Annotated in this window: 20 protein-coding genes, 1 tRNA gene and 1 riboswitch; of the genes, 7 read left to right on the top strand and 14 right to left on the bottom strand. The window is 59.4% G+C overall.

All coding sequences use genetic code 11. From position 1 onward, the window contains the following. From BQ4436_RS07830 to BQ4436_RS07800, 7 genes are all read right to left on the bottom strand, one after another. Positions 1 to 762 carry an energy-coupling factor transporter transmembrane component T family protein gene (locus BQ4436_RS07830; protein WP_070362699.1) on the bottom strand — a complete coding sequence of 254 codons (762 nt, stop codon included), beginning with the start codon at positions 760 to 762 and terminating at the stop codon, positions 1 to 3. After that, positions 759 to 2,117 carry an ABC transporter ATP-binding protein gene (locus BQ4436_RS07825; protein WP_070976241.1) on the bottom strand — a complete coding sequence of 453 codons (1,359 nt, stop codon included), beginning with the start codon at positions 2,115 to 2,117 and terminating at the stop codon, positions 759 to 761. The genes BQ4436_RS07830 and BQ4436_RS07825 overlap by 4 nt, the downstream gene beginning before the upstream one ends. A gap of 5 nt (positions 2,118 to 2,122) precedes the next feature. Continuing rightward, positions 2,123 to 2,722: an ECF transporter S component gene (locus BQ4436_RS07820; protein ID WP_070362701.1), complete on the bottom strand. Its 600-nt coding sequence runs from the start codon at positions 2,720 to 2,722 to the stop codon at positions 2,123 to 2,125. Next, a riboswitch (TPP riboswitch) is annotated at positions 2,718 to 2,833 on the bottom strand. It overlaps the preceding gene by 5 nt. 97 nt (positions 2,834 to 2,930) lie before the next feature. Next, positions 2,931 to 4,610, bottom strand: coding sequence for a dipeptide ABC transporter ATP-binding protein (locus BQ4436_RS07815; RefSeq protein ID WP_070976240.1), 1,680 nt, complete (start codon positions 4,608 to 4,610; stop codon positions 2,931 to 2,933). After that, a complete protein-coding gene (locus BQ4436_RS07810) occupies positions 4,607 to 5,572 on the bottom strand; it encodes an ABC transporter permease (protein WP_083290976.1) in 966 nt (321 codons plus the stop codon). Before BQ4436_RS07810 ends, BQ4436_RS07815 begins: the two co-directional genes overlap by 4 nt. Beyond that, entirely contained in the window at positions 5,565 to 6,491 is a 927-nt protein-coding gene (locus BQ4436_RS07805) for an ABC transporter permease (protein WP_070362704.1), read from the bottom strand. Before BQ4436_RS07805 ends, BQ4436_RS07810 begins: the two co-directional genes overlap by 8 nt. Before the next feature lie 118 nt (positions 6,492 to 6,609). Then, complete coding sequence (locus BQ4436_RS07800; protein ID WP_070479424.1) at positions 6,610 to 8,217, bottom strand: peptide ABC transporter substrate-binding protein; 1,608 nt, start codon at positions 8,215 to 8,217, stop codon at positions 6,610 to 6,612. 268 nt (positions 8,218 to 8,485) lie between these two features. On the opposite strand from BQ4436_RS07800, the gene BQ4436_RS07795 reads away from it, so the two are divergent. From BQ4436_RS07795 to BQ4436_RS07780, 4 genes are read left to right on the top strand one after another with little or no spacing between them, the layout of a single operon-like run. Then, positions 8,486 to 9,394 (top strand): DUF808 domain-containing protein, encoded by a 909-nt coding sequence (locus tag BQ4436_RS07795; RefSeq protein ID WP_070479422.1) that lies wholly within the window; start codon positions 8,486 to 8,488, stop codon positions 9,392 to 9,394. Positions 9,395 to 9,406: 12 nt separating this feature from the next. Continuing rightward, entirely contained in the window at positions 9,407 to 10,294 is an 888-nt protein-coding gene (locus BQ4436_RS07790; RefSeq protein ID WP_070976238.1) for an EamA family transporter, read from the top strand. Between the two features lie 38 nt (positions 10,295 to 10,332). Next, positions 10,333 to 11,346 carry a hypothetical protein gene (locus tag BQ4436_RS07785; protein WP_143000857.1) on the top strand — a complete coding sequence of 338 codons (1,014 nt, stop codon included), beginning with the start codon at positions 10,333 to 10,335 and terminating at the stop codon, positions 11,344 to 11,346. A gap of 49 nt (positions 11,347 to 11,395) precedes the next feature. Further along, the gene (locus BQ4436_RS07780) at positions 11,396 to 11,821 is read left to right on the top strand and encodes a cupin domain-containing protein (protein ID WP_070479414.1); all 426 of its coding nucleotides are present in this window, start codon (positions 11,396 to 11,398) and stop codon (positions 11,819 to 11,821) included. 18 nt (positions 11,822 to 11,839) lie between these two features. Here BQ4436_RS07780 and selB read toward each other — a convergent pair whose 3' ends face one another. From selB to BQ4436_RS07765, 3 genes are all read right to left on the bottom strand, one after another. Next, a complete protein-coding gene (gene selB / locus BQ4436_RS07775; RefSeq protein ID WP_070976235.1) occupies positions 11,840 to 13,612 on the bottom strand; it encodes a selenocysteine-specific translation elongation factor in 1,773 nt (590 codons plus the stop codon). A 7-nt stretch (positions 13,613 to 13,619) separates the two neighbouring features. Beyond that, the gene (selA, locus tag BQ4436_RS07770; protein WP_070976234.1) at positions 13,620 to 14,909 is read right to left on the bottom strand and encodes an L-seryl-tRNA(Sec) selenium transferase; all 1,290 of its coding nucleotides are present in this window, start codon (positions 14,907 to 14,909) and stop codon (positions 13,620 to 13,622) included. A 29-nt stretch (positions 14,910 to 14,938) separates the two neighbouring features. Then, a tRNA-Sec gene (locus tag BQ4436_RS07765) sits at positions 14,939 to 15,033 on the bottom strand. A 24-nt stretch (positions 15,034 to 15,057) separates the two neighbouring features. Here BQ4436_RS07765 and selD point away from each other — a divergent pair. After that, positions 15,058 to 16,047 carry a selenide, water dikinase SelD gene (gene selD / locus BQ4436_RS07760; protein WP_070976457.1) on the top strand — a complete coding sequence of 330 codons (990 nt, stop codon included), beginning with the start codon at positions 15,058 to 15,060 and terminating at the stop codon, positions 16,045 to 16,047. 85 nt (positions 16,048 to 16,132) lie between these two features. Here selD and nrfD read toward each other — a convergent pair whose 3' ends face one another. Genes nrfD through fdnG form a run of 3 tightly spaced genes read right to left on the bottom strand, consistent with a single transcriptional unit; the run spans position 16,133 to position 21,505 of the window. Continuing rightward, positions 16,133 to 17,227, bottom strand: a complete 1,095-nt coding sequence (gene nrfD / locus BQ4436_RS07755) for an NrfD/PsrC family molybdoenzyme membrane anchor subunit (protein WP_070362713.1) — start codon at positions 17,225 to 17,227, stop codon at positions 16,133 to 16,135. Then, complete coding sequence (locus BQ4436_RS07750) at positions 17,228 to 18,226, bottom strand: 4Fe-4S dicluster domain-containing protein (RefSeq protein ID WP_070362714.1); 999 nt, start codon at positions 18,224 to 18,226, stop codon at positions 17,228 to 17,230. Positions 18,227 to 18,235: 9 nt separating this feature from the next. Continuing rightward, complete coding sequence (gene fdnG, locus BQ4436_RS07745; RefSeq protein WP_255366166.1) at positions 18,236 to 21,505, bottom strand: formate dehydrogenase-N subunit alpha; 3,270 nt, start codon at positions 21,503 to 21,505, stop codon at positions 18,236 to 18,238. A 154-nt stretch (positions 21,506 to 21,659) separates the two neighbouring features. Between fdnG and BQ4436_RS07735 the strand changes: the two genes are divergently transcribed. Both BQ4436_RS07735 and BQ4436_RS07730 read left to right on the top strand, forming a co-directional pair. After that, positions 21,660 to 22,157: a ferritin gene (locus BQ4436_RS07735; RefSeq protein ID WP_070976231.1), complete on the top strand. Its 498-nt coding sequence runs from the start codon at positions 21,660 to 21,662 to the stop codon at positions 22,155 to 22,157. A 105-nt stretch (positions 22,158 to 22,262) separates the two neighbouring features. Further along, complete coding sequence (locus BQ4436_RS07730) at positions 22,263 to 23,669, top strand: DUF4185 domain-containing protein (protein ID WP_255366165.1); 1,407 nt, start codon at positions 22,263 to 22,265, stop codon at positions 23,667 to 23,669. Here BQ4436_RS07730 and BQ4436_RS07725 read toward each other — a convergent pair. Further along, the gene (locus tag BQ4436_RS07725) at positions 23,666 to 24,619 is read right to left on the bottom strand and encodes a Dyp-type peroxidase (RefSeq protein WP_070976228.1); all 954 of its coding nucleotides are present in this window, start codon (positions 24,617 to 24,619) and stop codon (positions 23,666 to 23,668) included. The genes BQ4436_RS07730 and BQ4436_RS07725 overlap by 4 nt on opposite strands. Between the last annotated feature and the right edge of the window lies 1 nt (position 24,620).

Genomic DNA, 24,620 nt, shown 5'->3' with positions numbered 1-24,620 from the left:
CTACGAGACGCTCCACACTGGCCGGAAGTACCCAGTGGCAACTGAAAGCCCCAGCGCGACGCACGCGACAGCGATGCATACAACCATGACAACCCAATCGCGCCTGGTAAGCCGCGACTCTCGAGCCCACGTACGCTTTTGCGGGCCGCCGAATGCGCGAGCCTCCATCGCGGTAGCAAGCTTGCCTGCCCTGCGCAGAGACATCACCAGCAAGCCGAAGGCCAACGAAAACCAATACTTCACGCGTCCCGTATCAGCAATGCCACGGGCACGGCGCGCCATTCGCATCGCCTCAACATCCTCACGAAGCAGCGTCAACATACGAAACGCAGCGACTGATCCCAGAACGAAGCGCTCTGGCAGCTTCAACACCTGGGACAGCCCATCGCCAAGATCCGTTGGATCCACGTGCGCAGACAACACAATGACGGGCAGCGCAATGGCAAACACGCGAAGCACCATTGATAATGCGAGCGAAATGGACAGCTCCGTCACATGGATGAGACCCCACTCAAGGTAGGTTTCCCCACCTGACTGGCCGTATAGCGCCATCGGGATACCCGCGAGCGGGGCAACAACAAGAATTGGTAACGCGCGTTTGAAAAACGTCCTAAATGACAGCCCGCACAGCGGCACGACTGCCAGCGTAAACGCAATGGCGACAACTGCAGAAACCCAATCGATCGTCACCATAAGCGGTGTAGTCAGCAACGCCAATCCCAGAATCCGCGTTACCGGATTCACCCCATTGAGCACGTTCATTCCCGCACCCCGCCTTCCGCATTCATCTCGTTGCGCAGCTCCTCCATATGGTCGCCCAACGAACTGACGAAGGCCTCATCGTGAGTAATTGAGATGATGGTTTTCCCCTCGTCGGCCAACTCACGGATCAACGAAACTACCTCTACAAAGGTTTTGTCATCCTGCCCAAAGGTCGGCTCATCAAGAATGAGGAGCTCAGGGGCATTCACTAGCGCAGTCGCTACCGAAAGCCTGCGCTTCTCTCCTCCTGAAAGTGTAAAGGGATTTGCTGCTACTACGTGTTCAAGCTTCAGTCGTTGCAACAGCTCATCGACGCGGTGTGCCGACGCACCCGACAACGCAACTTCATCGCGCACATTCGCGGTCACGAACTGATGCTCCGGTTCCTGGAACACATAGCCAATCCGTTGGGCCAAGTCCTTCGACTTCCAGCGGTGCGACGGTGTAGTCAGCCCGCTTCGAATCCGCGGCGAGTACTCCAAAGTGCCACTGAGTGGCGCGACGAGCCCAGCGAGCGCTTGCACTAGCGTCGTCTTTCCAACACCGTTCTTGCCTGTAATCACGGTAGAAAAGCCCTCTGGTACCGCGATGTTGCGGGGTGAACCGAATGCAACCCGGAGATTCTCAGTACGCAGCGCGCTTACCGCGCTGGCAGGGACCTTCAACGCTGGCGGCAACTGCGGTGGCATTGGGAGCTGATCCGGGCCGCTGCGCTGTAGCCCATCCGCGGTGAGGTGGTAGAACGTGTCCACGAAGCCTACCCAGTGTGCAGGTCGGTGCTCCACCACAATCAAGGTCGCCCCTGTGCGGCGACACACGGCATCGACTGCCCGCACAACATCGTCGCGCCCTTCCGGGTCAAGGTTTGCCGTCGGCTCATCCAGCAGAATGATGTCAGCGCCCATGGCCAATACTCCCGCCAATGTGAGTCGCTGCTTCTGCCCACCAGAAAGGTGCGCGGTGTTGTGGTCCAACGGCACATCCAGGCCCACTGCATCCAGCGCAGCGCGCACACGGGGCCAGATTTCCTCTGGCGGAATCCCCATATTCTCGGCACCAAACGCAACGTCGTCGCCAACGCGAGTCAAAATCGTTTGTGCCTCTGGGTCCTGCATCACCATGCCAACCGTGCCGTTGACACTCACGGAGCCAAGAATTTGGCCTTCCTCACCATCTGCCGCCAACCCAGCTAAAACGGCAAGCAGCGTTGACTTGCCAGCGCCAGAGTCTCCCGTGAGCAGCACGCGCTCCCCACGAGAGACGGTCAAGTCCACCCCGGTAAACGCAGGCTTCGGGCGAGTCGCGTGTTTATAGCCCAGGCCCTGTGCCTGGATGACCTGGTCCCCCGTAGCCACCGAGGCTACACCTCCTGTTGGAACCGCTCGCGTCCTGCACCGAAGCGGTCAAGCGCACCAGTCTTAGCCAGAGCATCAACCAAGAGTTTTGCAACAATACCAGCAAGCAACGCGCCCGATACCAGCATGCAGCTGAGGTAAATCACGTTGAACGCCAGGCCCATCGCGAAGTTGGCAGACAGGAACAGCTCAAGCACGAACGCGCCCACTGCGCTGCCCATACCGGCAAGCACCGCCACAGTCGTCGAAAACTTCTTGTAGGCGAAGATCAGGAACACGATCTCTGCACCGAGACCCTGTGCCAATCCTGAATACAGCGTCTCGATCCCCCACTGGCTTCCGATGACCGCGGACACAGACGCCGCCAGCACTTCCACGAACACCGCAGCGCCAGGCTTGCGAATTACCAACCCACCAAGCGTGCCACCGAGGAACCAGATACCGGTGAACAGGCCACCAAGACCCGGGGTGAGCGCATCAAAGGCCTTAAATCCTGCGTACCCGACGCTGTTCCACATCCAAAAAATGAGCCCGCATGCCACCCCCAAAACGGCTGCAGTAACAATATCAATGACACGCCACGAATGGCTTCCACGCGTATTCATACGCTTACATTCCTTCCTAAACGCCGGCATTACCCGGATCAGGTTCAACGGTTCGCTTGTGCATCTCAGCCTTCGCTTTTCTCTCCAACGAAGACACCCGTGTATGAAGTTGTGACAATACTGTACATTCCCTAAACGCTACGCCACAATCGCAGTATTCATCGCTGCGATTGTGGCGTAGCGCACGTAACAAATCAGCAGGTGGGACCTACTCTCCTACTCCCAATTCAATGCTGAGGCCAGGCACCGAATTAATCAGGTTCTGTGTGTACGGATCCTGAGGGTTATCGAAGATGTCATCGGCCCGGCCCTGCTCCACTGCCTTACCCTGCCGCATCACCACAATGTCATCAGCAGTCTGGCGAACCACCGCTAGGTCGTGAGTGATGAACAGATATGAAAGGCGCATCTCCTCCTGCAGCTGAGTCAGCAACTGGAGAATCTGGTTTTGAACGAGCACGTCCAACGCCGAAACAGCCTCGTCGAGGACAATCACTTCCGGACCCAATGCCATCGCGCGTGCAATTGCGATGCGCTGGCGCTGGCCACCGGATAGCTCATTCGGGTATCGACGCATCGCCGATCGCGGCATCTGCACCAAATCAAGCAACTCGGCGACTCGCGCCTCGCGCTCCTTTCGGCTACCGACCTTGTGCAGCGTCAACGGTTCCTCAATGCAGCGGTAAATGGAATACATCGGGTCCAGCGAACCATATGGATTCTGGAACACCACCTGCATCTTGCGGCGCATTTCAAACAACTCGCGCCCCTTGAGCTTCGCGATATCTTGTCCTTCAAACAAGACACGGCCACTCGTTGGCTCCAAGAGGCGAAGCGCCATGTTCGCCACCGTGGACTTACCGGAGCCGGACTCACCGACGAGCGCAAGCGTCGTGCCGCGGCGAACGTCGAACGTGACGTCGTCTACAGCACGAAGCACCTTCTGCTTGCCCTTCTGCCCGCGGACGTCGAACTCTTTCACCAAGTTCTGCACGCTCAGCACCACTTCTTCGGAGTCGTGGTGACCCGAGGCGAGTTCCTCGCTTGACTCAATGCCCTGAGCTTTCGCGCTCTGGATACGAGCGGATGCCAAGGAAGGTGCGGCAGTAACGAGGCGCTTCGTGTACGGGTGCTGCGGGTTGCGCAGAATCTGCAGGCTCGGCCCCTTCTCAACGATGCGTCCGCGGTGCATGACTAGCAGGTGATCCGCGCGCTCGGCGGCCAGTCCCAAGTCGTGCGTGATGAACAGCAGCGCTGTGCCGAGTTCCTCCGTCAGCGTCTCCAGGTGGTCGAGAATCTTCTTCTGCACCGTCACATCCAACGCGGATGTTGGCTCGTCGGCAATCAACAACTCTGGGCGTGCCGCGAGACCGATAGCGATGAGCGCACGCTGTCGCATACCACCCGAGAACTCGTGCGGGTACTGTTTGGCGCGGCGTTCGGCCTCTGGAAGTCCCGCTTCCTCGAGCAGTTGGACGACGCGCGCGTGGCGTTCAGAGCCCTCCACCACATGGTTTGCGCGAAGGGACTCCTCTACCTGTGTGCCAATCCTCCACACTGGGTTGAGGTTGCTCATCGGGTCCTGCGGTACAAGCCCTATTTTGTTACCCCGGACCTTCTGCCACCCCTTCTCATCAAGCTCGGTGAGCTCTTCACCGTTGAGCTTGATGGAACCATTGGTGACCTTGCCTGTTCCGGGCAACAATCCCAGGATGGACATCGCTGCAGTGGACTTTCCCGATCCGGACTCACCCACGATAGCGATCGACTGACCTGGGTACACCGTCAAGTCAAAGTCACGCACCGCTTCGACAACACCGGTAGTCGACTCGAATGTAACTTTCAGGTCCGCTATCTCGAGTAGCGGTTGATCTTGTAACTCGCTCATCGTTTCCTCGATTTAGGGTCAAGGGCGTCGCGTACGGCGTCACCCATCATGATGAAGCTCAGCACTGTCAGTGCCAAAGCAATTGCAGGGTAGAACAGCACCATGGGCTGGGTCCTCAGGGAGGCCTGTGCAGCAGAAATGTCGCCGCCCCACGAGACGACTGTCGTCGGCAAACCGATGCCAAGGAACGACAGCGTTGCCTCTGCGACGATGAACGTACCCAGCGCGACGGTGGCGTACACAATGATCGGTGCTGCCGCGTTGGGCAAGATATGCGAGAAGATAATCCGCACGTCACTCGCCCCCAATGCGCGGGCGGCAGTCACAAACTCGTCGTTCTTCACGCCCATCACCGCGCCGCGCGCGATTCTCGCGATCTGCGTCCATCCGAACATAGAGAGCGCGAACACCACCATCCAGATGGAGCGCTGGTTCTGGAACATGGACATCACCACGATCGCTGCCAGCACGAGTGGTACAGCGAAGAAGATATCCGTCAGGCGAGACAGCAAGGTGTCCCAGATACCACCGTAGAAACCGGCGATCGCGCCGATCAGTGAACCTAGGACCGTCACGACGATCGTAGTAAGCACACCGACTGTGACCGATGCACGCGCACCATAAATTGTGCGAGCGTAAATGTCGCAGCCTTGACGGTCAAAGCCAAACGGGTGACCGGACTCCGGCGCGCCAAGTGAGCGCGACAACATGCACTCACGCGGGTCCACGCTAGTAAACAGGCCCGGCACCAGGGCAAGCAAAATGGCGAACAAAATCAGGAGTGCGGATACCCAAAACAGCGGACGGCGTCGCAACGCGCGCCAGGCCTCTCCCCACTGACTTGTGGGAGCGGACTCGTCCTGTACTGCGTCAACAGCACCGAGTCCGGTTTCGTCCGTTTCCGCGATGAAATACTCCTGCCCAGCGCGGGCAGCTGCTGTGAGATCTTGAGAGTTATGCATAGCGGATCCTTGGGTCAAGTACTGCGTAGAGCAGGTCAACTATCAGGTTGGCAACGATGTAGATGATCACCAGCACGGTGGTAAAGGACACGACTGTCGCGGGCTCACCTTTAATGATGGCCTGGTAGATCGTGCCACCGACACCGTTGATGCCGAAGATGCCTTCTGTCACAATCGCACCGCCCATGAGCGCGCCGAGGTCAGCACCCAAGAACGTCACCACTGGAATGAGGGAGTTTCGCAGCACGTGGCGGGACATCACTGTGCCCTTAGACAGACCCTTAGCACGTGCGGTGCGCACATAGTCCGCGCGGAGGTTATCGCTGATGGATTGTCTGGTCAACCGAATCACGTACGCGCACGATAAGGCACCCAACACGACGGCAGGCATCAACAAGGCAATGAAAGACTCATTCCTGCCCACTGTCACGGGGAGCAAGCCCCACCGCACGCCCACGAGGTACTGCAGCACGAAGCCGATGACAAAGGACGGCACTGCGATTACGAACAGGGACACAACCAGCACGGTCGAATCAAAAATTCCACCGCGGCGGATTCCTGCGAAGAATCCGAAGAGAATGCCGAAGAACGCCTCAAACGCGAGTGCCATCAGGCCGAGCTTGATGGTTACCGGAAACGCATTTGCCATCACAGAGGCGACGGGCTGGCCAGAGAAAGTCTTTCCGAAGTCGCCAACCATAATGCCCTTCAGATAGAGCAGGTACTGGACGATGAAAGGTTTATCGAGGTTGTATTCGGCTTCAATGCGCGCTCTCGCGGCCTCGGTCAAGCCACGATCGCCGCCGAGGGCCTGGACAGGATCACCGGGCATGAGGAACACCAGCGCATAGAGCAGCAGCGTGGCCCCAAAGAACACGGGAATCATCTGAAGGAGCCGTCGCCCGATATATCGCAACATGGTTGCAGGCTCTCCTTAATTCTTCGTTTTGAACATGAGCTTATGGACGCACCCAAACCCAACACCCCGCATGCTTGTACGCAGGCGGGGTGGGATGGGTCAGAGCGTAGGGGTTTTGTTACTTCTTGGTGATTTGCGTGTACACCGGAACGGACTTCCAGTTGAACGCGACGTTCTCAACGTTCTCCGAGGATCCACCGTTGACGTTCGCGTACCACAGTGGAACTGCCGGCAAGTCCTTCAGGAGCTGCTCCTGCACCTTGTTGTAGATAGGTGTAGCGGCTTCGACGTCGCCTGCAGCAGCGGCTTCCTTCAGCAGGTTGTCCACCTCAGGGTTAGCGTAGTCACCGTCGTTGGAACCACCATTGGAGGCGTACAGCGGGCTCAGGAAGTTACCCAGCGATGGGTAGTCTGCCTGCCAGCCGGTACGGAATGCGCCCTTGATGGTCCTATTCGTGACGTCATCACGCAGGGACTTGAAGTCTGGGTATGCGTTGCCAACTGCATCGATGCCAAGGGTGTTGCGGATGGAGTTTGCAACTGCATCGACCCATGCCTGGTGGCCGCCATCAGCGTTGTAGGACAAGGAGAACTCGCCGGTGAATGGTTTGATCTTGTCTGCTTCAGCCCACAGGCGCTTTGCTTCCTCTGGGTTGTACTCGAGTACCTCTGCCCCGTTGAGCGAGTCAGAGTGGCCAGGGATGACTGGCGAGGTGAAGTCGGTCGCCGGGGTGCGGGTGCCCTGGAAGATCGTCTTCGTGATCTCGTCGCGGTCGATCGCCATCGAGATGGCTTGACGACGCAGCTGTCCTTCCTCACCGTTGAAGTGCTCCAGGTTCTCCGGAATGGTGAAGGACTGGAAGATAGCCGACGGCTGGTTTACTGCGCGGTCACCCAACTCCGTTTCGTAGCTTGCGAATGCGGAATCTGGAATAGCGTCGAGGACGTCCAGGTTGCCCGCGAGCAGGTCAGCGTATGCAGCATCCTGCTGTGCGTAGAAGACGAAAGTCACGCCGTCGTTCTGCGGCTTCTTGTCGCCGGCGTACTCCTCATTCGGAACGATGGTTGCGTCCTGGTTGTGGTTCCACTCCGCCAGCTTGTACGGGCCGTTGGAAATTGGGTTCTCACCGTAGGCGTCGATGTCTTCGAACGCCGAAGGGTGCATTGGGAAGAACGCGGAGTAGCCGAGGCGGGTTGGGAAGTCTGCCTCAGGCTGGCTCAGCTCGATGGTAAAGGTCTTGTCGTCGATGACGTTGAGGCCCTCAAGGGTTGGCACGCCCTCTGGGTCGTAGCCCTTGATGGATTCAAAGAAGCTCTCGCCGAGCAGCGAATTCGCAACGATGTAGTTCCATGCGTCAACAAAGTCGTTCGCCGTAACTGGAGTTCCGTCCTGCCACTTCACGCCGTCCTTCAGCGTGACTTTGTAGAGGGTGTCGCCCTCAAGGTCGATGGACTCTGCAAGGTCGTTATGGGTCTTACCCTCAGTGTCGTAGTAGATGAGGCCAGAGAAGATCTCGTCGATGATGCGTCCGCCACCGACCTCATTCGTGTTGCCCGGGATCAGCGGGTTCTGCGGCTCGGTGCCGTATGCCAGTACATAGTTGTCGCCACCGGTCGACTCACCCTGACCGCTTGCGGCCTCGTCGTTGCCGGATCCACCACACGCAGCCAATCCGAGTGTGAGGGTTCCTACCGCCAAGATCGCTGCAGCTTTTACTGTACGCACAGCGCCTCCTTCAGATTGTTGTTAGCTAGCTTCAATTACCTCCACTCAAGTGGACTACATCACACTTGATGAGATGCATTCTATTCCACCACATAAGACTGCGACATTGGTAAATAATTCAGGTTTCTGACATGGTTCTACACTTTTGGGGGTGCTTACTGACAGCCTTTTCACAGCTCCTTCGCCCTTGAGCGCACAAAGGTATCTAGAGAGCGCCGTGTAGACTTTCGGTCGCCCACCGCAACGATTCCTAGGAAGGGAAATACACATGGCCGGAGGTCTCCTCGCCCTCTTTGACGACGTCGCCCTCATTGCCAGAACCGCAGCTTCTTCTGCGGACGATGTGGCTTCCCTCACGGCGAAAACGTCCGCCAAAGCTGCAGGCGTCGTCATCGACGACGCCGCCGTCACGCCCCAATACGTTTCCGGCGTCACCCCGGCGCGCGAGCTTCCAATGATCTGGAAGATCACGAAAGGTTCACTACGGAACAAGTTGCTCATCATTTTGCCGATCGCGTTGGCACTCAACGCGTTTGCGCCGTGGGCACTGGTGCCAATTTTGATGATTGGTGGCACATATTTATGTTTCGAGGGCGCCGAGAAGATCGTGCACAAATTGACCAGTGATGTTGAGGCTGACGAAGAGGCGGCCGTACACCGTACTGCTCAGGACGAAGACGCACTGGTGAAAAGCGCAATTCGAACAGACCTCATTTTAAGTGCGGAGATCATGATCATCTCCCTTGACGAGGTGGCGGATCAATCTATTTGGATGGAAGCTGCGGTGCTCATCGCAGTGGGCATTTTTATCACCCTTGCGGTCTACGGTGCAGTGGCACTCCTGGTCAAGATCGATGACATTGGCCGTGCAATGATTCAGCGCGATCGTGCAGCGAGACTGGGCCACGCGATGGTGAAGTCAATGCCCGTTGTGCTTTCGGCGATCGGTGTGATCGGCACCGTGGCGATGTTGTGGGTCGGAGGCCACCTCATCCTTCGGGGCCTCGACGAGGTCTTTGGACTGCATGTGATCCATGAGGTAATCGAACGCGCTGTGAACGCCGTGCATAACGGTGTCCTTGGTTGGTTCGTGGAGACTGGGATTTCTCTGACCGCGGGCCTGGTAGTTGGCCTGATCGTGGTCGGTGTGGTGTCCGCGATTCGGCGCGTCCGGTAAGGGGAAGATTCCATGGCAGCGCGCTCGACCCGTACGTTGGTTCGCCCCATCGGCCTTATCTTCGTCGGATCCCTGGGCAATCAGGTCTCCGCATTGCTAGCTGCTTCCCTGTTCGTCGTCGCTAGTACCGTCAGTATTTCAACACTGCGCTTCTTACTGGGCGCCGTTATTCTTCTCGTACTTTTTCGGCCGAACCCCCGTGAGATGTCGAAAGAGCAGTGGAAGCAGGCATTCATCTTCGGCGCGTCGATCGCGCTGATGAATCAGTTTTTGTACGCAGCTATCGCGCGTATCCCCCTGGGTGCTGCAATCACTATCGATTTCTTGGGCCCGTGCTGCGTGACATTTTTTGGTATTCGGCAGTGGTGGATTCGGCTGTGGGCGCTGGTTGCTCTCGCCGGGGTTGCATTGATTGCCGGGCCTTCGTCGGGGCTCAATCCTCTGGGGGTGATGTTCGCGTTGTGCGGCGCCGCGTTCTGCGCGCTCTACACAATCTTTGCGGAAAAGGTGGGCAAGTCCTCGGGTGGAATGGAAGAGCTTGCAATCGCAATCACGATCGCAGCTCTGCTTACGCTGCCTTTTTCAATCCATGATGCAGTCAAGCTCGATGCGCATAGCTGGATGCTCCTGACGTTGGCGGGCTTCGTTGGCGTCGTCATCCCCTATATGGCGGACACGCTGGCTGCGCGGTTTACATCGGCGCAGATTGTCGGCACGTTGTTCGCGATGGAGCCGGTGCTGGGCACGGTTCTCGGCGTGGTGTTTCGCGGTGACGTGCTCACTACCCATCTGGTGTTAGGTATCTTGTGTGTCACGGTCGCGGGTGTTGTAATCGCATGGTTTGGCGCTGCTCCCCCACCTCCTGTTGAACAGGCCCCGCGGCGCTGGCCACAGCAATGAGATTGTGACTTTTTGGATGCAGATAGGAGTATGACGCTGTGGAACTCTCTCTCCCCGTGTACCCGCTTGCGCCATCGACGTGGGGCGCTGGCGAGGAGGTGACTGTCGTTGACGTCGTGCAGTCGCCTTTGTTTGCTGAATTCGGCGGCACGCGCCACACGTCATACGTGCCGGTAGTGCTCGAGCCAAACGCGGTCGAGGAAAACTGGCGGGTACGAAGGCTCGGCGCCGGTGTTCTTGGAGAGATTGCTCAATTCGACAGAGCCCGTTACGTCGACTTGGAGCGAATCCATCAGTCGCAGCTGCTACCGATGACGTTGGCTGCGGTGAAGTTCGATGCTGAGCACGGCAAGTTCGCCGTCGATGTGATTTTGCCACCGCCTCAGCTCGCTGTCCCCCGCAACAATGCGGGTCCTGATTGCCTTGTGCTACCAAGCGGTGACATGGCGATCATTGATACGGAGCGAGGCGAGTTCAGCGCGGAGCAACTCGCAAGCCTGGCGCCAGGCCAATGGTTTGTTGGACTACAAACCGCGGGCGACACCGACGTCGTAGTTACGCTGGGCGAGCGCGTGCTCGGCTGCGTCTCGGCAGCTGACCTTGACGATGTTCGTGCAATGCTTCTCGACGCCCCTTCGCCCGACAACGGATGTATAGTCGCCCGCGCATTTTTCTTGGATGGCATGGCGGCCCTCGACATTGCTGATTATTCAGACGCAGCAGACCCGATGTGGCTGCACGTGCCTGACCTCACGCACTCTGGCCCGGACGGTGGGAAACAATTCGAGACGGTTCAGTTCCCCGACGGCTCGTGGGCTGTCACCGTTGACCGTTCCCGTGCCGCAGTTCCTACCCGGCCGAGAACGAACAGTCAGGGTGCTGAGCCTGCACCGCTGGTGGACATGGACGTCGTGGAGGACGAAGGGGCGTCGATACTTGCTGAGCCAGCTACGGCTGAGCCACCTAGCAGCGACGACGGCGATTACCTGACCGAAGTTCAAAAAGCACGGCGACGCCGCAGCCAAGACGTAGGCCGACACCGCAAGCCCTAAAGCGCGCTATGCTGTGGAGTGAAACCGAACCTATTTGCGAGGAGGAATCATGTCCAAGATCTTGCGTACTGACCACGGGCCGAACCCAGTTACGTTCGACATTGAGCAGGCAACGCTTGATAACGATGCATTTCGTGACACCCTGTGGACCGGAAAGCACCTTCAGCTGACGGTGATGAGCATCCCCGCAGGCGGCGAGATTGGCGCAGAGATTCACGACGATCACGACCAGTTCATTCGCGTAGAATCCGGCGAGCTGCGCGCGATGATCGGCCCATCCGAAGACAATCTGACTGTTGATAAGGTCATCGGCGACGATGACGCAGCGTTCGTTCCTGCTGGCCAGTGGCACAACTTCGTGAACGAGTCCGACGCCCCGGCGAAGGTGTACTCAATCTACGCCGCTCCAGAGCATAAGCCTGGCACTGTCCACGAGACGAAGGCTGATGCGGACGCTGACGAACACGAACACTAGAACAGCCGAACGAGGCTGCTACGTCAGTACTCGAACACCCGCCTCTATCTGGCGGGTGATTCCGCGTGCGTCTAGAAGCTCGAGCAACGGGATGGCAACGCGGCGGGTCGTCTCGAGCGCCTGGCGCGCGTCCGTCGTGCGGAAAGGCTGAGGTAAGTCCCGCAGCCTCGCGGTTGCAAGCGTGATCGCATCCGCGGCAACGACTACGCCATCGCCGAGCCGTAGAATCCTTCCGGCCCGCTCCGCTGCCGCAAGCTCTTTCGCCCCCAGACCGAGCTGCTCGAGATCGCGCGCCTCGGGGGCCTTGAATGGATGGGCACGAAGCTGCGCCTCGAGTTTCTGGACCCCTGGCTCCGCCTCCCCGAGATCGACCTCGGCCGTGTTGCAGACGTACCCGTCGCGAGTGTTGAGTTTCGCAGCGGCGACAGCAAGCGGCAACAGCTTCGCGTCTGGCAGATGCAGAGCTTCAACGGCCGCACCAGTAGCTAACCCAGCCGACAGCGGATGCGCCGCAAGGTGTGCTTGCAATGCCTGCAGCAACGTGTCTTTCCACTCCATTACCTGCTGCGCGCGGATCCAGTACCCGGCAAACGCCACGGTACCTTGCGGGGGCTTATCGCCGACCTCAAATCCAAGGCTTACCAATAGTTCTGGCCGCACGGCCACCCGTCTGGCGATCTCCACGTTGATATCCGGCAGCGTCTCAAGCTGCGCCGAGCGCTTCCGCCCGTCGCCGCGCCGGGGAAGGGCGGGCGGGTCCACGTCGATAGCCTCTACCCCGCCGAGAATTTGCTGCGCACCGGAGCCTCGCAGCACCAACCGGTCCCCGATGCTCAGCACCAGGTCGTGCTCGAGGATGAGCCTGGCGTGCTTTGCACCGAACGGTCGCACTTTCGCGCTGACTCCTGCCGTACCGACGTGCACCACAACCTCCTGCGGCACGTCGTTCAGTGCAGCCCCGTGGGTATGGCGCACATCCACCACAGAGGTCATGTGCCACTTCTCTGGCGTGCACAGCGCCGCGCCACGCGAAACTTCGTCGACGCTCACTCCGCGAAGGTTGAGCGCGACGCGCATCGTCGGCTTGGCTTCTTCAACTGCGGTGTCCTCCGACTGGATACCACGCACGGTGACTTCGCGTTGACCTGCATCGGTCTGTAGCGTCAGCGTCTGCCCAGGTTGAATTGTTCCGTTGGTGAGCGTCCCCGTAACAACGGTGCCGGCGCCTTTGATGTGAAACGCCCTGTCGACCCACATCCGGATTCGCCCGGCGGGGTCCGCCGTCGACTGTTGCCGCAGCATCGCCACAAGCGCACTCCTGAGCTCTTCAACCCCCTCGCCCGTCTTGGCAGAAACTTCGACGACGGGCCAACGCTCCATACTGGTACCAGCGACATTCCGGCGAGTTTCTTCAGCCACAGCTTGTCGACGCCCAGCATCCGCCTTATCCACCCGTGTCATCGCGATCACACCGTGCTGGACGCCGAACGCATTGATAGCGTCCCGGTGGTCCAATGTTTGCTGCATCCAGCCCTCGTCCGCAGCGACGACAAACAAGACATCCGTGACGGGCCCAACACCCGCGAGCATGTTCGCGATGAAGCGCTCGTGCCCAGGGACGTCCACGAACGCGATGTCTTCGCCATCGACGTTGGTCCACACAAACCCGAGGTCGATCGTGAGCCCCCGGTCTTTCTCTTCATCCCAGCGGTCCGGTTCCATTCCGGTAAGCGCTTTGACCAGGGTGGACTTTCCATGGTCGACGTGGCCAGCTGTCGCAACTACAAACACGTAACACTCAGTCCTTTCCTTGGGCCGCTCGAATCGCGGCTGCGATCTCATGGTCGCGCTCGGGTGGCACACAGCGCAGGTCAATCAACAACTCATTCTCGTGGACACGTCCGAGCACAACCGGGGTACCTGCCCGTAGCGGGGCTGCCAACGACTCATCAAGCGCAACAGCCCAACCGGGCAGTGGGAAGCCCGGCGCGCCGCCTCCTCCAACGCGGCCGTCGTGCGGAACCACACTGCCTCCAACCTCCGCTGCGAGCGCTTCTGCGCGGGCTTTGAGCTGGTCGGAGTTTGCGTGCAGGTAGTCGTGGACTGGTGTGCTGGCGATGTTCAGGCTTGCCTCCAACGCCGCGAGGCGCAGTTTGTCGATGCGCACTGCGCGCGCCAGCGGGTGCCGCTTCAGCTTCGCAATGGCGTCCTTCGTTCCGACCATAACGCCCGCCTGCGGCCCACCAAGTAGTTTGTCACCGGAAAACAGCACCACGTCCGCGCCATCGCGCAAAGCTGTAGTGGCATCTGGCTCGTCCGGCAGCAGCGGATCAGGGTGAAGCAGGCCCGAGCCGATGTCAGCGATCAGGGCGCAGCCGCGGGGCCGGACAAGCTCGCGAAGCTGCGCAATAGTGGTCTCCGCGGTAAACCCGTGCACCCTGTAGTTCGAGGGATGCACCTTCAGCACCGCTCCCGCGTTGTCGAGCGCCCGCTCATAGTCGAAGGGATGCGTACGGTTTGTCGCGCCGACTTCAGCCAAAGACACTCGTGCGCTCTCAATGAGCTCAGGCAGGCGGAACCCCGCCCCAATCTCGATGAGTTCGCCGCGCGAGATAACGACGTCGCGCCCCTCGGCGAACGTAGCCACGGCAAGGAGTAACGCCGCTGCGCCATTATTTACTACCAGCGCGTCCTCCGCCGCTGGACATGCAGCCAGGATTGCATCCGTGGCGGCCCTGCCTCTATCGCGGGATCGAACGCCTGCTGCGAGATCCATCTCTACATCCACATATTGCGCGGCATCCACCATCGCGTCTATTGCCTGCGGGGCAAGCGGTGCTCTACCGATGTTGGTGTGCACAACCACGCCTGTTGCGTTGAGGACTGGCGTCAGGGACCCGGGGTGGCGTCGACAAGCGTGGAGAAACTCCGGGGTGACCTCTTCAGGGGTGATCTCGCCGTCGCGGGCGCGCTGTTGCAGCTTCCCTGCGAGCGCCTTAAGCGCGTGTGGCGCCAACGCGGTGTGCTCCTGCGCTGCAAGCGCAAGCAGTGCGTCTGTGCGAGGGATTCGACGGCGAGGATCATTCATGTGCTTCCCCTTACAACAACACAACGTTTTGGCGGAGACGGACAGGAATCGAACCTGCCAGGCCGAGATGCTCGACCTCACCAGTTTTGAAGACTGGGGTGGCCACCAGGACACGTACGCCTCCGAAAAGCAACGCTACCATGTAGGTATGACTGCTGATAATTCTAAGATTCGTTTGACCCAGTACGCATCCGGTGGCGGGTGTGCGTGCAAGATTCCACCCGGTGAGCTCGAAGAAGCCGTCCAGGGACTGGTTGGATTCGCTGACCCCAACGTGATCGTTGGCCTCGACGACGGCGACGACGCCTCCGCGATTCACGTCCGCGACGACCTCGCCGTCATCTCCACAGCCGACTTCTTCACCCCGGTCTTCGATGACGCCTACACCTGGGGCAAGATCGCGGCCGTCAACGCGCTCTCAGACGTCTACGCGATGGGCGGCACCCCAATCACCGCCATCAACCTGCTCGCCTGGCCACGGGATGTCCTCCCCTCAGAGCTCATCCGCGACGTACTGCACGGTGGCCTGGACGCTGCCACCGCAGCCGGCATCAGCGTGACCGGCGGGCACTCGATCACCGCACCCGAGCCGATCTACGGCATGGCTGCCACCGGCATCGTGGACCCGGCCAAGCTCATGCGCAACGACGCCGCAGAGGCCGGCCTGCCCATCACCTTGACCAAGCCGATCGGCTCTGGCCTACTGAACAACCGCCACAAGGCAACCGGCGATGTCTTCCCGCAGGCCATCGAAGTAATGACCACGCTGAACAAGGAAGCCTCCGAAAAGGCAGTCGCCGCCGGTGTGAAAGCCGCCACCGACGTCACTGGTTTCGGACTCCTCGGCCACTTGTTCAAGATGGCACGCGCTTCCGGGATCGACGCCGTCATCGACCACACGAAGGTCCCATTTATCGACGGCGCCCGTGAAACGCTCGAGGCCGGCTACATCCCTGGTGGCTCGAAGCGCAACCTTGACTGGGTACGCCCCAACATCGACTCTGATCTGGACGGCGACGAGCTGCTGCTCCTTGCGGACGCCCAGACTTCCGGCGGGCTGCTCGTCATCGGCGAGATCCCCGGCTACCCCGTCATCGGCGAAACCGTCGCCGGCACTGGCCGCGTTCAGGTGAAGTAGCCGAAATACCAAACTAGAAATACAACACTGCCCCTCCAACACGGTGTGTGAGAGGGGCAGTGTTGCGTCTTAGCTCCAGTAGCAGCTAGGCGGTAGTGATGCCGTCATCAACCTTGCCCGCTTCACGGCGCTTGCGCAGGCGCTCCCGCTGCGGTTCAACGACGTACTTCGGGTCCTCGGTGGACTGCTTACCGGCCTCGAGCACCGCGAAACGAGTCAGGCAGGACCCCGCCATCAACGCGACACCCGAAATACCTGCGAGTACTCGACTCTTTTTACTGAACAGCGCGCCAACGCCACCAACCGCGAGGCAAACCTCGGAAGCCTTGAAAAGCTTGCCTGCCTTGCCCGTGGAAAACGCTTCCTTAGAGACGTCGTCCAGTTGGCTCGTCATGTAGGACGTCGCTGCGACATCGGCGGCTGCGCCCACGACACCGAGTGCTCGCGGCACAGCAGCATTCTCCGTCGAAGTGGTGAGCAAGCCCATGCCACCCGTCGCTGCGGTCGCAGATGATACGAACACGAACGGTAGGTTCTTGCCCGCCTCCTGCCATGCAGGCACCGACGTGTTGCCGATCAGCACCGCGGTGTACGCCGCGAGCGGCGAGGCAAGCACACCGCCAGCAATACCAGCCGGGGTCGCTGCGAACTCAATAAACGAGCGCAGCGGGCTTGGCAGCGGCAGCTTCTTGCCAGTCAGCTCGTCGAGTTCCGGAAGCATAGCAAGCCCCTGCAACGCGGAGAACGAGCCCAGCAGCCACGAACCGACACTCATCGGAGATGACAACTTGAACACGCGGAACATGTTCAGCAAGCGCTCCGGGCGACCAAGGTCGAGCACCAGGCAACCGGAGCCCACCGCGGCGGCAGCCATCGAACTAATCCGCATGTTGCGACGCAGCTCCTTGTTGCCTGTCGCGTCAGCTCCCACGGCCAACAAGGAGGAACCTCCGGCGAGGCCGCCGAGGAAGAAGTAGACACCAATCGGCCACTCCCACGGCGGGAACTTCACAATCGGCTTGCCGTAGTAGGAGTCAAAGTGCTCGAAGCTTGCCTCCGGCACCATCAGCTCTTCGCCACGACGCTTCTTCGGGCCCCGTGGGCGCTCGCCTTCCGCTTGATCACGTCGCCGCGGACGACGCGGCTCCTGCGGTGGACGGTAGCTATCAAACTCAGCCATTTACTTCCTACCTCCGATCAGGACCGCGGCTGCAATAGTGCCAACCATTCCGGCTGCGGCAATGACGCCGCGCTTCGCCAGCTCCGGCAAGTTCGCCGTTGGAACCACTGGGTCTGGTGGAAGCCCGTAGACCTCTGGCGCATCCAGCAGCAGGAAGATTGATCCTGTACCGCCTACGCCGTCGTTCTGGTTTGCGCCATACAGGCGAGCTTCCGTCATACCCTGCGCGTGCAGTTCCTTCACGCGCGCCTTCGCAAGCGCGAGCATTTCATCGTAGGTGCCGTACTTGATTGACGTCGTCGGGCAGGTCTTGGCACACGCCGGCTGCTCGCCCACCTGAAGGCGGTCGAAGCACATGGTGCACTTCTGAGCCACCCCGATGTTCTTAATCGGCGCGCTCTCACCAGGTGTGAAGTCCTCACCCTTGCCGGAACGCTCGTTGCGCTTGCGAACGCCACCATCGCTACGACGCTCAATGACGCCGAACGGGCAGCCAGCAACGCAGGTACCGCAGCCATTGCAGACGTCATCCTGTACGACGACGGTGCCGTGCTCGGTGCGGAACAACGCACCCGTCGGGCACACGTCCAAGCAACCAGCGTTCGTGCAGTGCTTGCACACGTCGGAGGACATCAGCCAGCGGAAATCCGGAGTATCCGGCAATACCGCGCGGGTGGAAGCCTCTTCGGCAGGCTTGACGCTCGGCATTCCAAGCCCGACGAGCTTTGCACCCTCTTCACGAGCCTGCAGAATCCGGTCCTCGCCCTGCTCAATGAACGCCACGTGGCGCCACGTGTCCGCGTTCAGCGAACCGGTGTTGTCGTAGGAGTTACCAGACAACTTGTAGCCGTCCTGCGGGTTTCGGTTCCATTCTTTACATGCAACCTCACACGCCTTGCAGCCAATACAAATCGACGTATCCGTGAAGAAAGCCTTGCGAGCCTCCTTCTCGTACCCGATGTTGGCTGGGGATTCGGTGATCTGATTCTTCGTTTTCATCGTCAAAACCTATCCTTCCCCGTTCGCCATATTCTTCTTCGTCGAGTCGTACTTCGCCGCCTCGGTGTCACCGAGCTGCTCACCAACGATGACGTCTTTCGACTCGTCGGTCAGCTTGGTACCGGTGTCCTCCGTCAGGCGCGCACGGCGCTGGTACTCACGCACCAGCTTCATGCGGTCCTCGCCGCGCGGGCGTCGGCCCGGCCGGATATCAACCGCGGAAACCTTCGACGCCTGGATGTTGACGTTCGGGTCCAGCATGATGCCCAAAAGGTCGTTCGGTCCATCGCCTTCGACCTCGGCGTAAGAACCTGCGCCGAAGTGGTACGGCATACCAATCTGCTGGAACTCGTGACCGTCAATGACCAGAGTCTTCATGCGCTCCGTGACCAGCACTCGCGCCTCGATGGCGTTGCGCGGCGAGATGATCGTCGCCCAGTCACCATTCTTGAGACCGACCGCTTCGGCCAGCTTATGCGAGACCTCACAGAACAGCTCCGGCTGCAACTCCGCCAAGAACGGCAAGCTTCTCGTCATCGAACCAGAGGTGTACGCCTCCGTCAGACGGTAGGTGTTCAGCATGTACGGGTACACGCCAACACCCGGCTCGCCAAAGTTCGGCGCCGAGAGGTTGTCCTCCCCACGCATCACAATTCGCGACGGCGACTGCTGCTGCTTGTACAGCGGGTTCGCAAACGGGGACTCCTGCGGTTCGTAGTGCGTCGGCATCGGGCCGTCAACCATTCCGGTTGGCGCGAACAGCCAAGCCTTGCCGTCAGGCTGCATGATGAACGCATCATCACCGGCAAGCGCCGCAGGACCAACCGCGTCGCGCTCTGGCTTAAACCCAGGTGCGCGGTTGACCGGGAAGTCCACAACATCGTCGGACTCCCACAGCTCCTTGTCCTCGTTCCACCAGACCAGCTTCTTGCGCTCCGACCATGGCTTGCCATCCGGATCCGCAGAAGCACGGTTGTAGAGCACGCGGCGGTTCATTGGCCATGCCCAGCCCCACTCCAACGCCATCGCGTTCTGCTCCTGGCCTGGGCGCTTGTTCGCCGAACGGTTGACGTCGTCGGCGTACACACCACAGTAAATCCAGCAGCCGGAGGAGGTTGAGCCGTCAGCCTTGAGATCCGCAAACTTGTCTACGAGTTGTCCCTTGCGAGGACCGTCGAGGTAGTAGCCGTTGATCTCCTTCAGCACCGACTCCGGCAGAATCTCACCGTGCTCATCGCACTCGTAGTCCCAGGTGATCTTCTGCAACGGCACGTCGCGCGGGTCGGTCGAGTCCTTGACTCGCTCCTTCAAGCGAAGTCCCAAGTCGTAGAAGAACTCGAGGTCACTCTCGGCATCGCCCGGCGCATCCTTGGCCTTGTAGCGCCACTGCAGCACGCGCGAGGTCTGGGTAAACGTACCTGCCTTCTCAACGTGGTTCGCAGCTGGGAAGAGGAACACCTCAGTGTCGATCTCCTCCGGCGAAATCTCACCGGACTGCACCTCTGGAGAGTCCTTCCAGAACGTTGCCGTTTCGATTTCAGAGAAATCACGTACGACGAGCCACTTCAGCTTGGTCAGCGCCATGCGCTGAATGCGACCGTTCGACTGCGCAACCGCAGGGTTCTGGCCGAAGACGAAGTAGCCGTCGACAAGCCCCTGGTTCATCAGCTGCAGCGTGTGGTACGTCGAGTGCGCACCAGTCAACCTTGGCATGAGGTCCATGCCCCAGTTGTTCTCCTCGGTTGCGGCGTCACCCCAGTAGGCCTTCATCAACGACACAGCGAAGGTGTCGCCGGTCTGCCAGAAGCCCTTCTGATCACGCTTCGACACTGCTGCCAAGTACTCGTCCCACGTCTGGTGCGTGGACTGCGGCATCGGCAGGTAGCCAGGCAGGATGTGGAACAGCGTCGGCACGTCCGTGGAGCCCTGAATCGATGCGTGGCCACGCAGCGCCATGATGCCCGAACCCGGACGGCCGATGTTGCCCATCAGCGTCTGCAGGATCGCACACGTACGGATGAACTGTGCGCCCAACGTGTGCTGAGTCCAGCCAAGCGCGTACGCGAAGCAGGTAGTGCGATCGCGGCCAGAGTTCTCCGCAATCGAGTTCGCGAGGAAGTAGAAGTCCTCCTCGGAAATACCACACGACTCAGCAACAACCTGCGGGGTGTAGCGGGAGTAGTGGCGCTTCAAAATCTGGAAGACTGTTCGCGGATCCTGAAGGGTTTCATCCTTCTCAACGTCCCACGAAGTCTGCGCATCCCATTTCTTGCGCGCCTGCCACGACTCGTTGGAGTAGCCGCCCGTTTCAGGGTCGTATCCAGAGAACAGACCTTCGAGGTCCTCGGTGTCCTGGAACTCCTCACTGATCAACGTCGAAGCGTTGGTGAATGCCTTGACGTACTCCTCGAAGTACAGGTTGTTTTCCAGCACGTAGTTGATGACAGCACCCAACAGAATAATGTCGGTACCACCACGAATCGGGATGTGCTTATGCGCCATCGCCGACGTACGCGTGAATCGAGGGTCAACGTGGATGATTCGTGCACCACGCGCCTTCGCCTCCATGACCCACTGGAACCCAACTGGGTGCGCTTCGGCCATGTTAGACCCTTGGATGACAATGCAGTCCGCATTCGCCATGTCCTGCAGTGGCTGGGTCGCTCCACCGCGTCCAAACGAGGATCCCAAACTGGGAACCGTGGAAGAGTGTCATATACGAGCTTGGTTTTCTACCTGCACCGCGCCCGCTGCAGTCCACAGCTTCTTGATCAGGTAGTTTTCCTCGTTATCCATCGCGGCGCCGCCCAGGCCTGCGATGCCCATGGTTCGACGCACAGGGCGCCCCTTGTCGTCGAAGTCCTGCCAGCCGTTTTCACGGGCTTCGAGGAACCTGTCGACGACCATTTCCATGGCGGTTTCGCGGTCAAGCTTGACCCATTCCTTGGAGCGCGGTGCTCGGTACAGAATGTCGGTCACGCGGTTTTCCGCGTTGACGAGCTGCTCGGAAGCTGCACCCTTCGGGCACAGGCGTCCGCGTGAGTGCGGAGAATCCGGGTCGCCTTCAATTTGAATGACCTTATTGTCTTTTACATATACGCGCTGGCCACAGCCAACAGCGCAGTACGGACACACGCTCTTGACAACGCGGTCCGCTTCTACAATGCGGCCTTCCATTTCTTGGCTGCGCGCAGATTCGGTGTTTTCGCCTCGGGCGAAGGCGTCACCACCGCGTATCTGGCGCACAACCGGCCAATTTAAGGGACTAAAACGAGACATACCGGCAAGGATAGCCCATTTTGCGAAGGTTCCCCATCGACATACCCCCAGGTCATTGATTAGGATACCCTTACTTTTGATGCATTTTTGCCTCGCAGGCGTAAAATAGCGCCGTAACATCAGTTTTCAACTACACCTTCAAAGGAGCTTGACTATGGACAAGAAATTGCAAGATGCAATGAACGAGCAGGTCACTGCGGAATACCAGGCGGCACTGCTGTACCGCCAGCTCGCCTACACCATGGAGGCACAGTCTTTCCCGGGCTTCGCATCCTGGTTTGCTGAGCAGGCGCAGGAAGAGTGCGACCACGCAGAGAAGTTCGCAACGCACCTCATCGACCGGGGTCACGACGTCACCTTGCACACCGTCGCACTCGACGCACCTTCGATCGATTCCCCACTGGCGGCGTTCCAGGCGGCGCTTGAGCACGAGCGCAAGGTCTCCGCGATGATTCGAAACATCGCTGGCATCGCCGATGAGGTCAAGGACTTCGATTCCCGCTCCCTCATCACGTGGTTCCTCGACGAGCAGATCAGCGAAGAGGCAACGGTTTCCGAGATTGTTGACCAGCTGACACTTGTCGGCAATGATGGTTCTGGACTGCTGCGCCTGGACTCGGGTCTTGGTCAGCGCAACGATTCTTCGAACTAACCCAATATTCGCCCAATAATTATCGACGTCCACTTCCCCACAGCCTGCTGCGGTGAAAGGGGACGTCGAATATTTTGCCTCACGACGTTTCATCCCAGGAGCCCCATGCCTTTGCCGCCTTTGACCCGAATTATCGCCTGTGCCACTACTCTTGCTCTTGCTGCGACCGGTCTTTCGATTCCTGTCGCACACGCACAAGCGAACTCGATTTTGCCTGCCTGGCCTACGATCCGGCCGCATGGCCCTGAAGATCTTCCGACGAAGCCAAAGCAAAAACCGATGAAGATGCCAGATGGCACCGTCGTCCAAATCATGGGTGATGTGCTCGGCCCGTGGGCTGCACATGTCGGCATTGGGGCCGGCGACTTGGGCGCCATGACACCGCTCAACGGTGACGAATTCGCGATGATCTTCGGCGACTCATTCCGCGGCAAAAAGTTTGGGGAAGGCGACTGGATCAGCCCCATTGGCGTGGTTGCGCGAATGAATAACGGACAGATCGAAATCCTTCGCCCGCTCAAGGGGCACCGTGACGCATACGGCCTGATCAACTACTACCGGAAAGAAGGCGACAACCTGACCCTCATCCCGTCCGATGTGATCAACATCAACGGAACGCTGTACATGCAGGGCATGTGGAACCGTGGCATCGGCAATGTGCTCGAGACACAGACATGGAAGTCCACAGACGAGGGGAAAACCTGGAAGAGCATCGGGCGCACCCCTAACTACTACCTCAATGGCCTTGGCCAGCTCATCTCTTGGGAAAAAGGGCCAGACGGCTACATCTACGCAGTGATGTCCGGCTTCCAGCGCGAGCACCCGGTGTACCTGGCTCGCTTTACCGAGGAGCAGATTGGCAGTCAAGAGAGTTGGGAGCTATATAATCCCAACACCGACGAGTGGGGCAACGAAGCTGGCGCGATCCTGCACGGTAACAAGATCAAGGCCGGCGAGATGAACCTGCGATACATCGACAACCACTGGGTGTTCGTGATGTTCAACGAGGCCACGCTCGCCGTCGAGGTCCGCATTTCGGATACGCTGCCACAAAGCTGGAACGACGTGCCTGTCGCGACAATCGCCAAGAATGGCTACTGGGACTTTCAGCAGACGCCGATGAATTTCTCCCAACCTTACGGTGGGTACATCGTACCGGGTTCCACGATCGCGAACCTCGACGTCGTCATTTCGCAGTGGAACACGAACACCAACGAACGCTACATGTCGACGCAGTTCAACGTCAAGGGCCTGGACACGTTCTTCGGTATTGACCCTGAAGCGATGCGCCCGCACGACCAAAACGATGTCGACGTCAACGTCACACCAAACCCACCGCAGACCGATGACATGGACGCCGAAGATAACCTGATGTCCTCGGAGGGCAGTTCCAAGACGAAGGCGGCGCTCATCACGGTTGGTGTGCTCGCCGGGCTGGGCTTAATCGCTGCGGTGACGTGGCCCACCATCCGCCAGTACCTGCCACCGCAGTTACAGCAGCTTGTGGGTTAGCGCAGTTCTTCCTTGACGTAATCCCCGACGTTTTCCATGAATGTTTTCGGCGGGGCAAAGAAGTTGCACCCGGTGAGTGCCGTGGAAAAGTCGAGGATTCTGTCATAGTTGCCAACTGGCTCTCCGATGAACATGCGGCGCAGCATCCGCTCGGTGATGGCGACGTCCTTCGCGTAGCTCATAAAGAATGTGCCCTGCTGGCCGGCTGCGTCACCGAAGGTGAGGTTGTTGCGGACGATCTCCAACGATTCGCCGTCTTCATCTTCGATCGAGTTCACAGCAACGTGACTGTTGGCCGGTTTCGCGTCGTCGTCGAACTCGATGTCTTCGTGCTTCGTTCGGCCGATGACACGCTCCTGCTCCTCGACGGGTAAATCGTCCCAGGCTTTCAGATCGTGGACGTACTTTTGCAGCACGATGTGGCTGCCACCCGCCCACTTTCCTTCGCGGATAATCGCCGTTGCGATGCCGTCTTGGCCGCGCGGGGACTCAGTGCCGTCGACAAACCCGAGAGGGTCGCGGAAGTCCTGGTACTGGAAAGCGTGCGTCTCGTCAAAGTCTTCGATGGCGTCACCGAGCTGTTTCGTGATGCGGCGAGCAAGCTCGAATGCGACGTCATATTCGTCGGCACGGATGTGGAAGAACAGGTCGCCTGGTGTCGACGGCGCGTGGTGCTTCTCCCCTTGCAGTTCGACGAATTCGTGGAGGCCTTCGGGCTTTTCCACGGTAAAGAGGCGGTCCCACATCGAGGCGCCAATGCCGAGGACCGCACTTAAGTGAGCTTCTGGCCAGCGGAAGCCGACACCGTTGACGAGCCCTGCAAGGCCACCGATGATGTCTACTACGTCGCGCTCGTGCCCTTGTGCGATGGTGAGCGTCAAAAAGATTGCGTCTTTTGACTGCGGGAGGATGACGTTCTGGGAGACTTCTGTCGAATGTATATCGCTCATA

The organism is Corynebacterium sp. MC3 (assembly GCF_900099485.1).
GTDB lineage: Bacteria > Actinomycetota > Actinomycetes > Mycobacteriales > Mycobacteriaceae > Corynebacterium > Corynebacterium pseudogenitalium.
The sequence above is the reverse complement of the archived record's forward strand: the minus strand, read 5'-3'. Positions and strand labels throughout refer to the sequence as shown.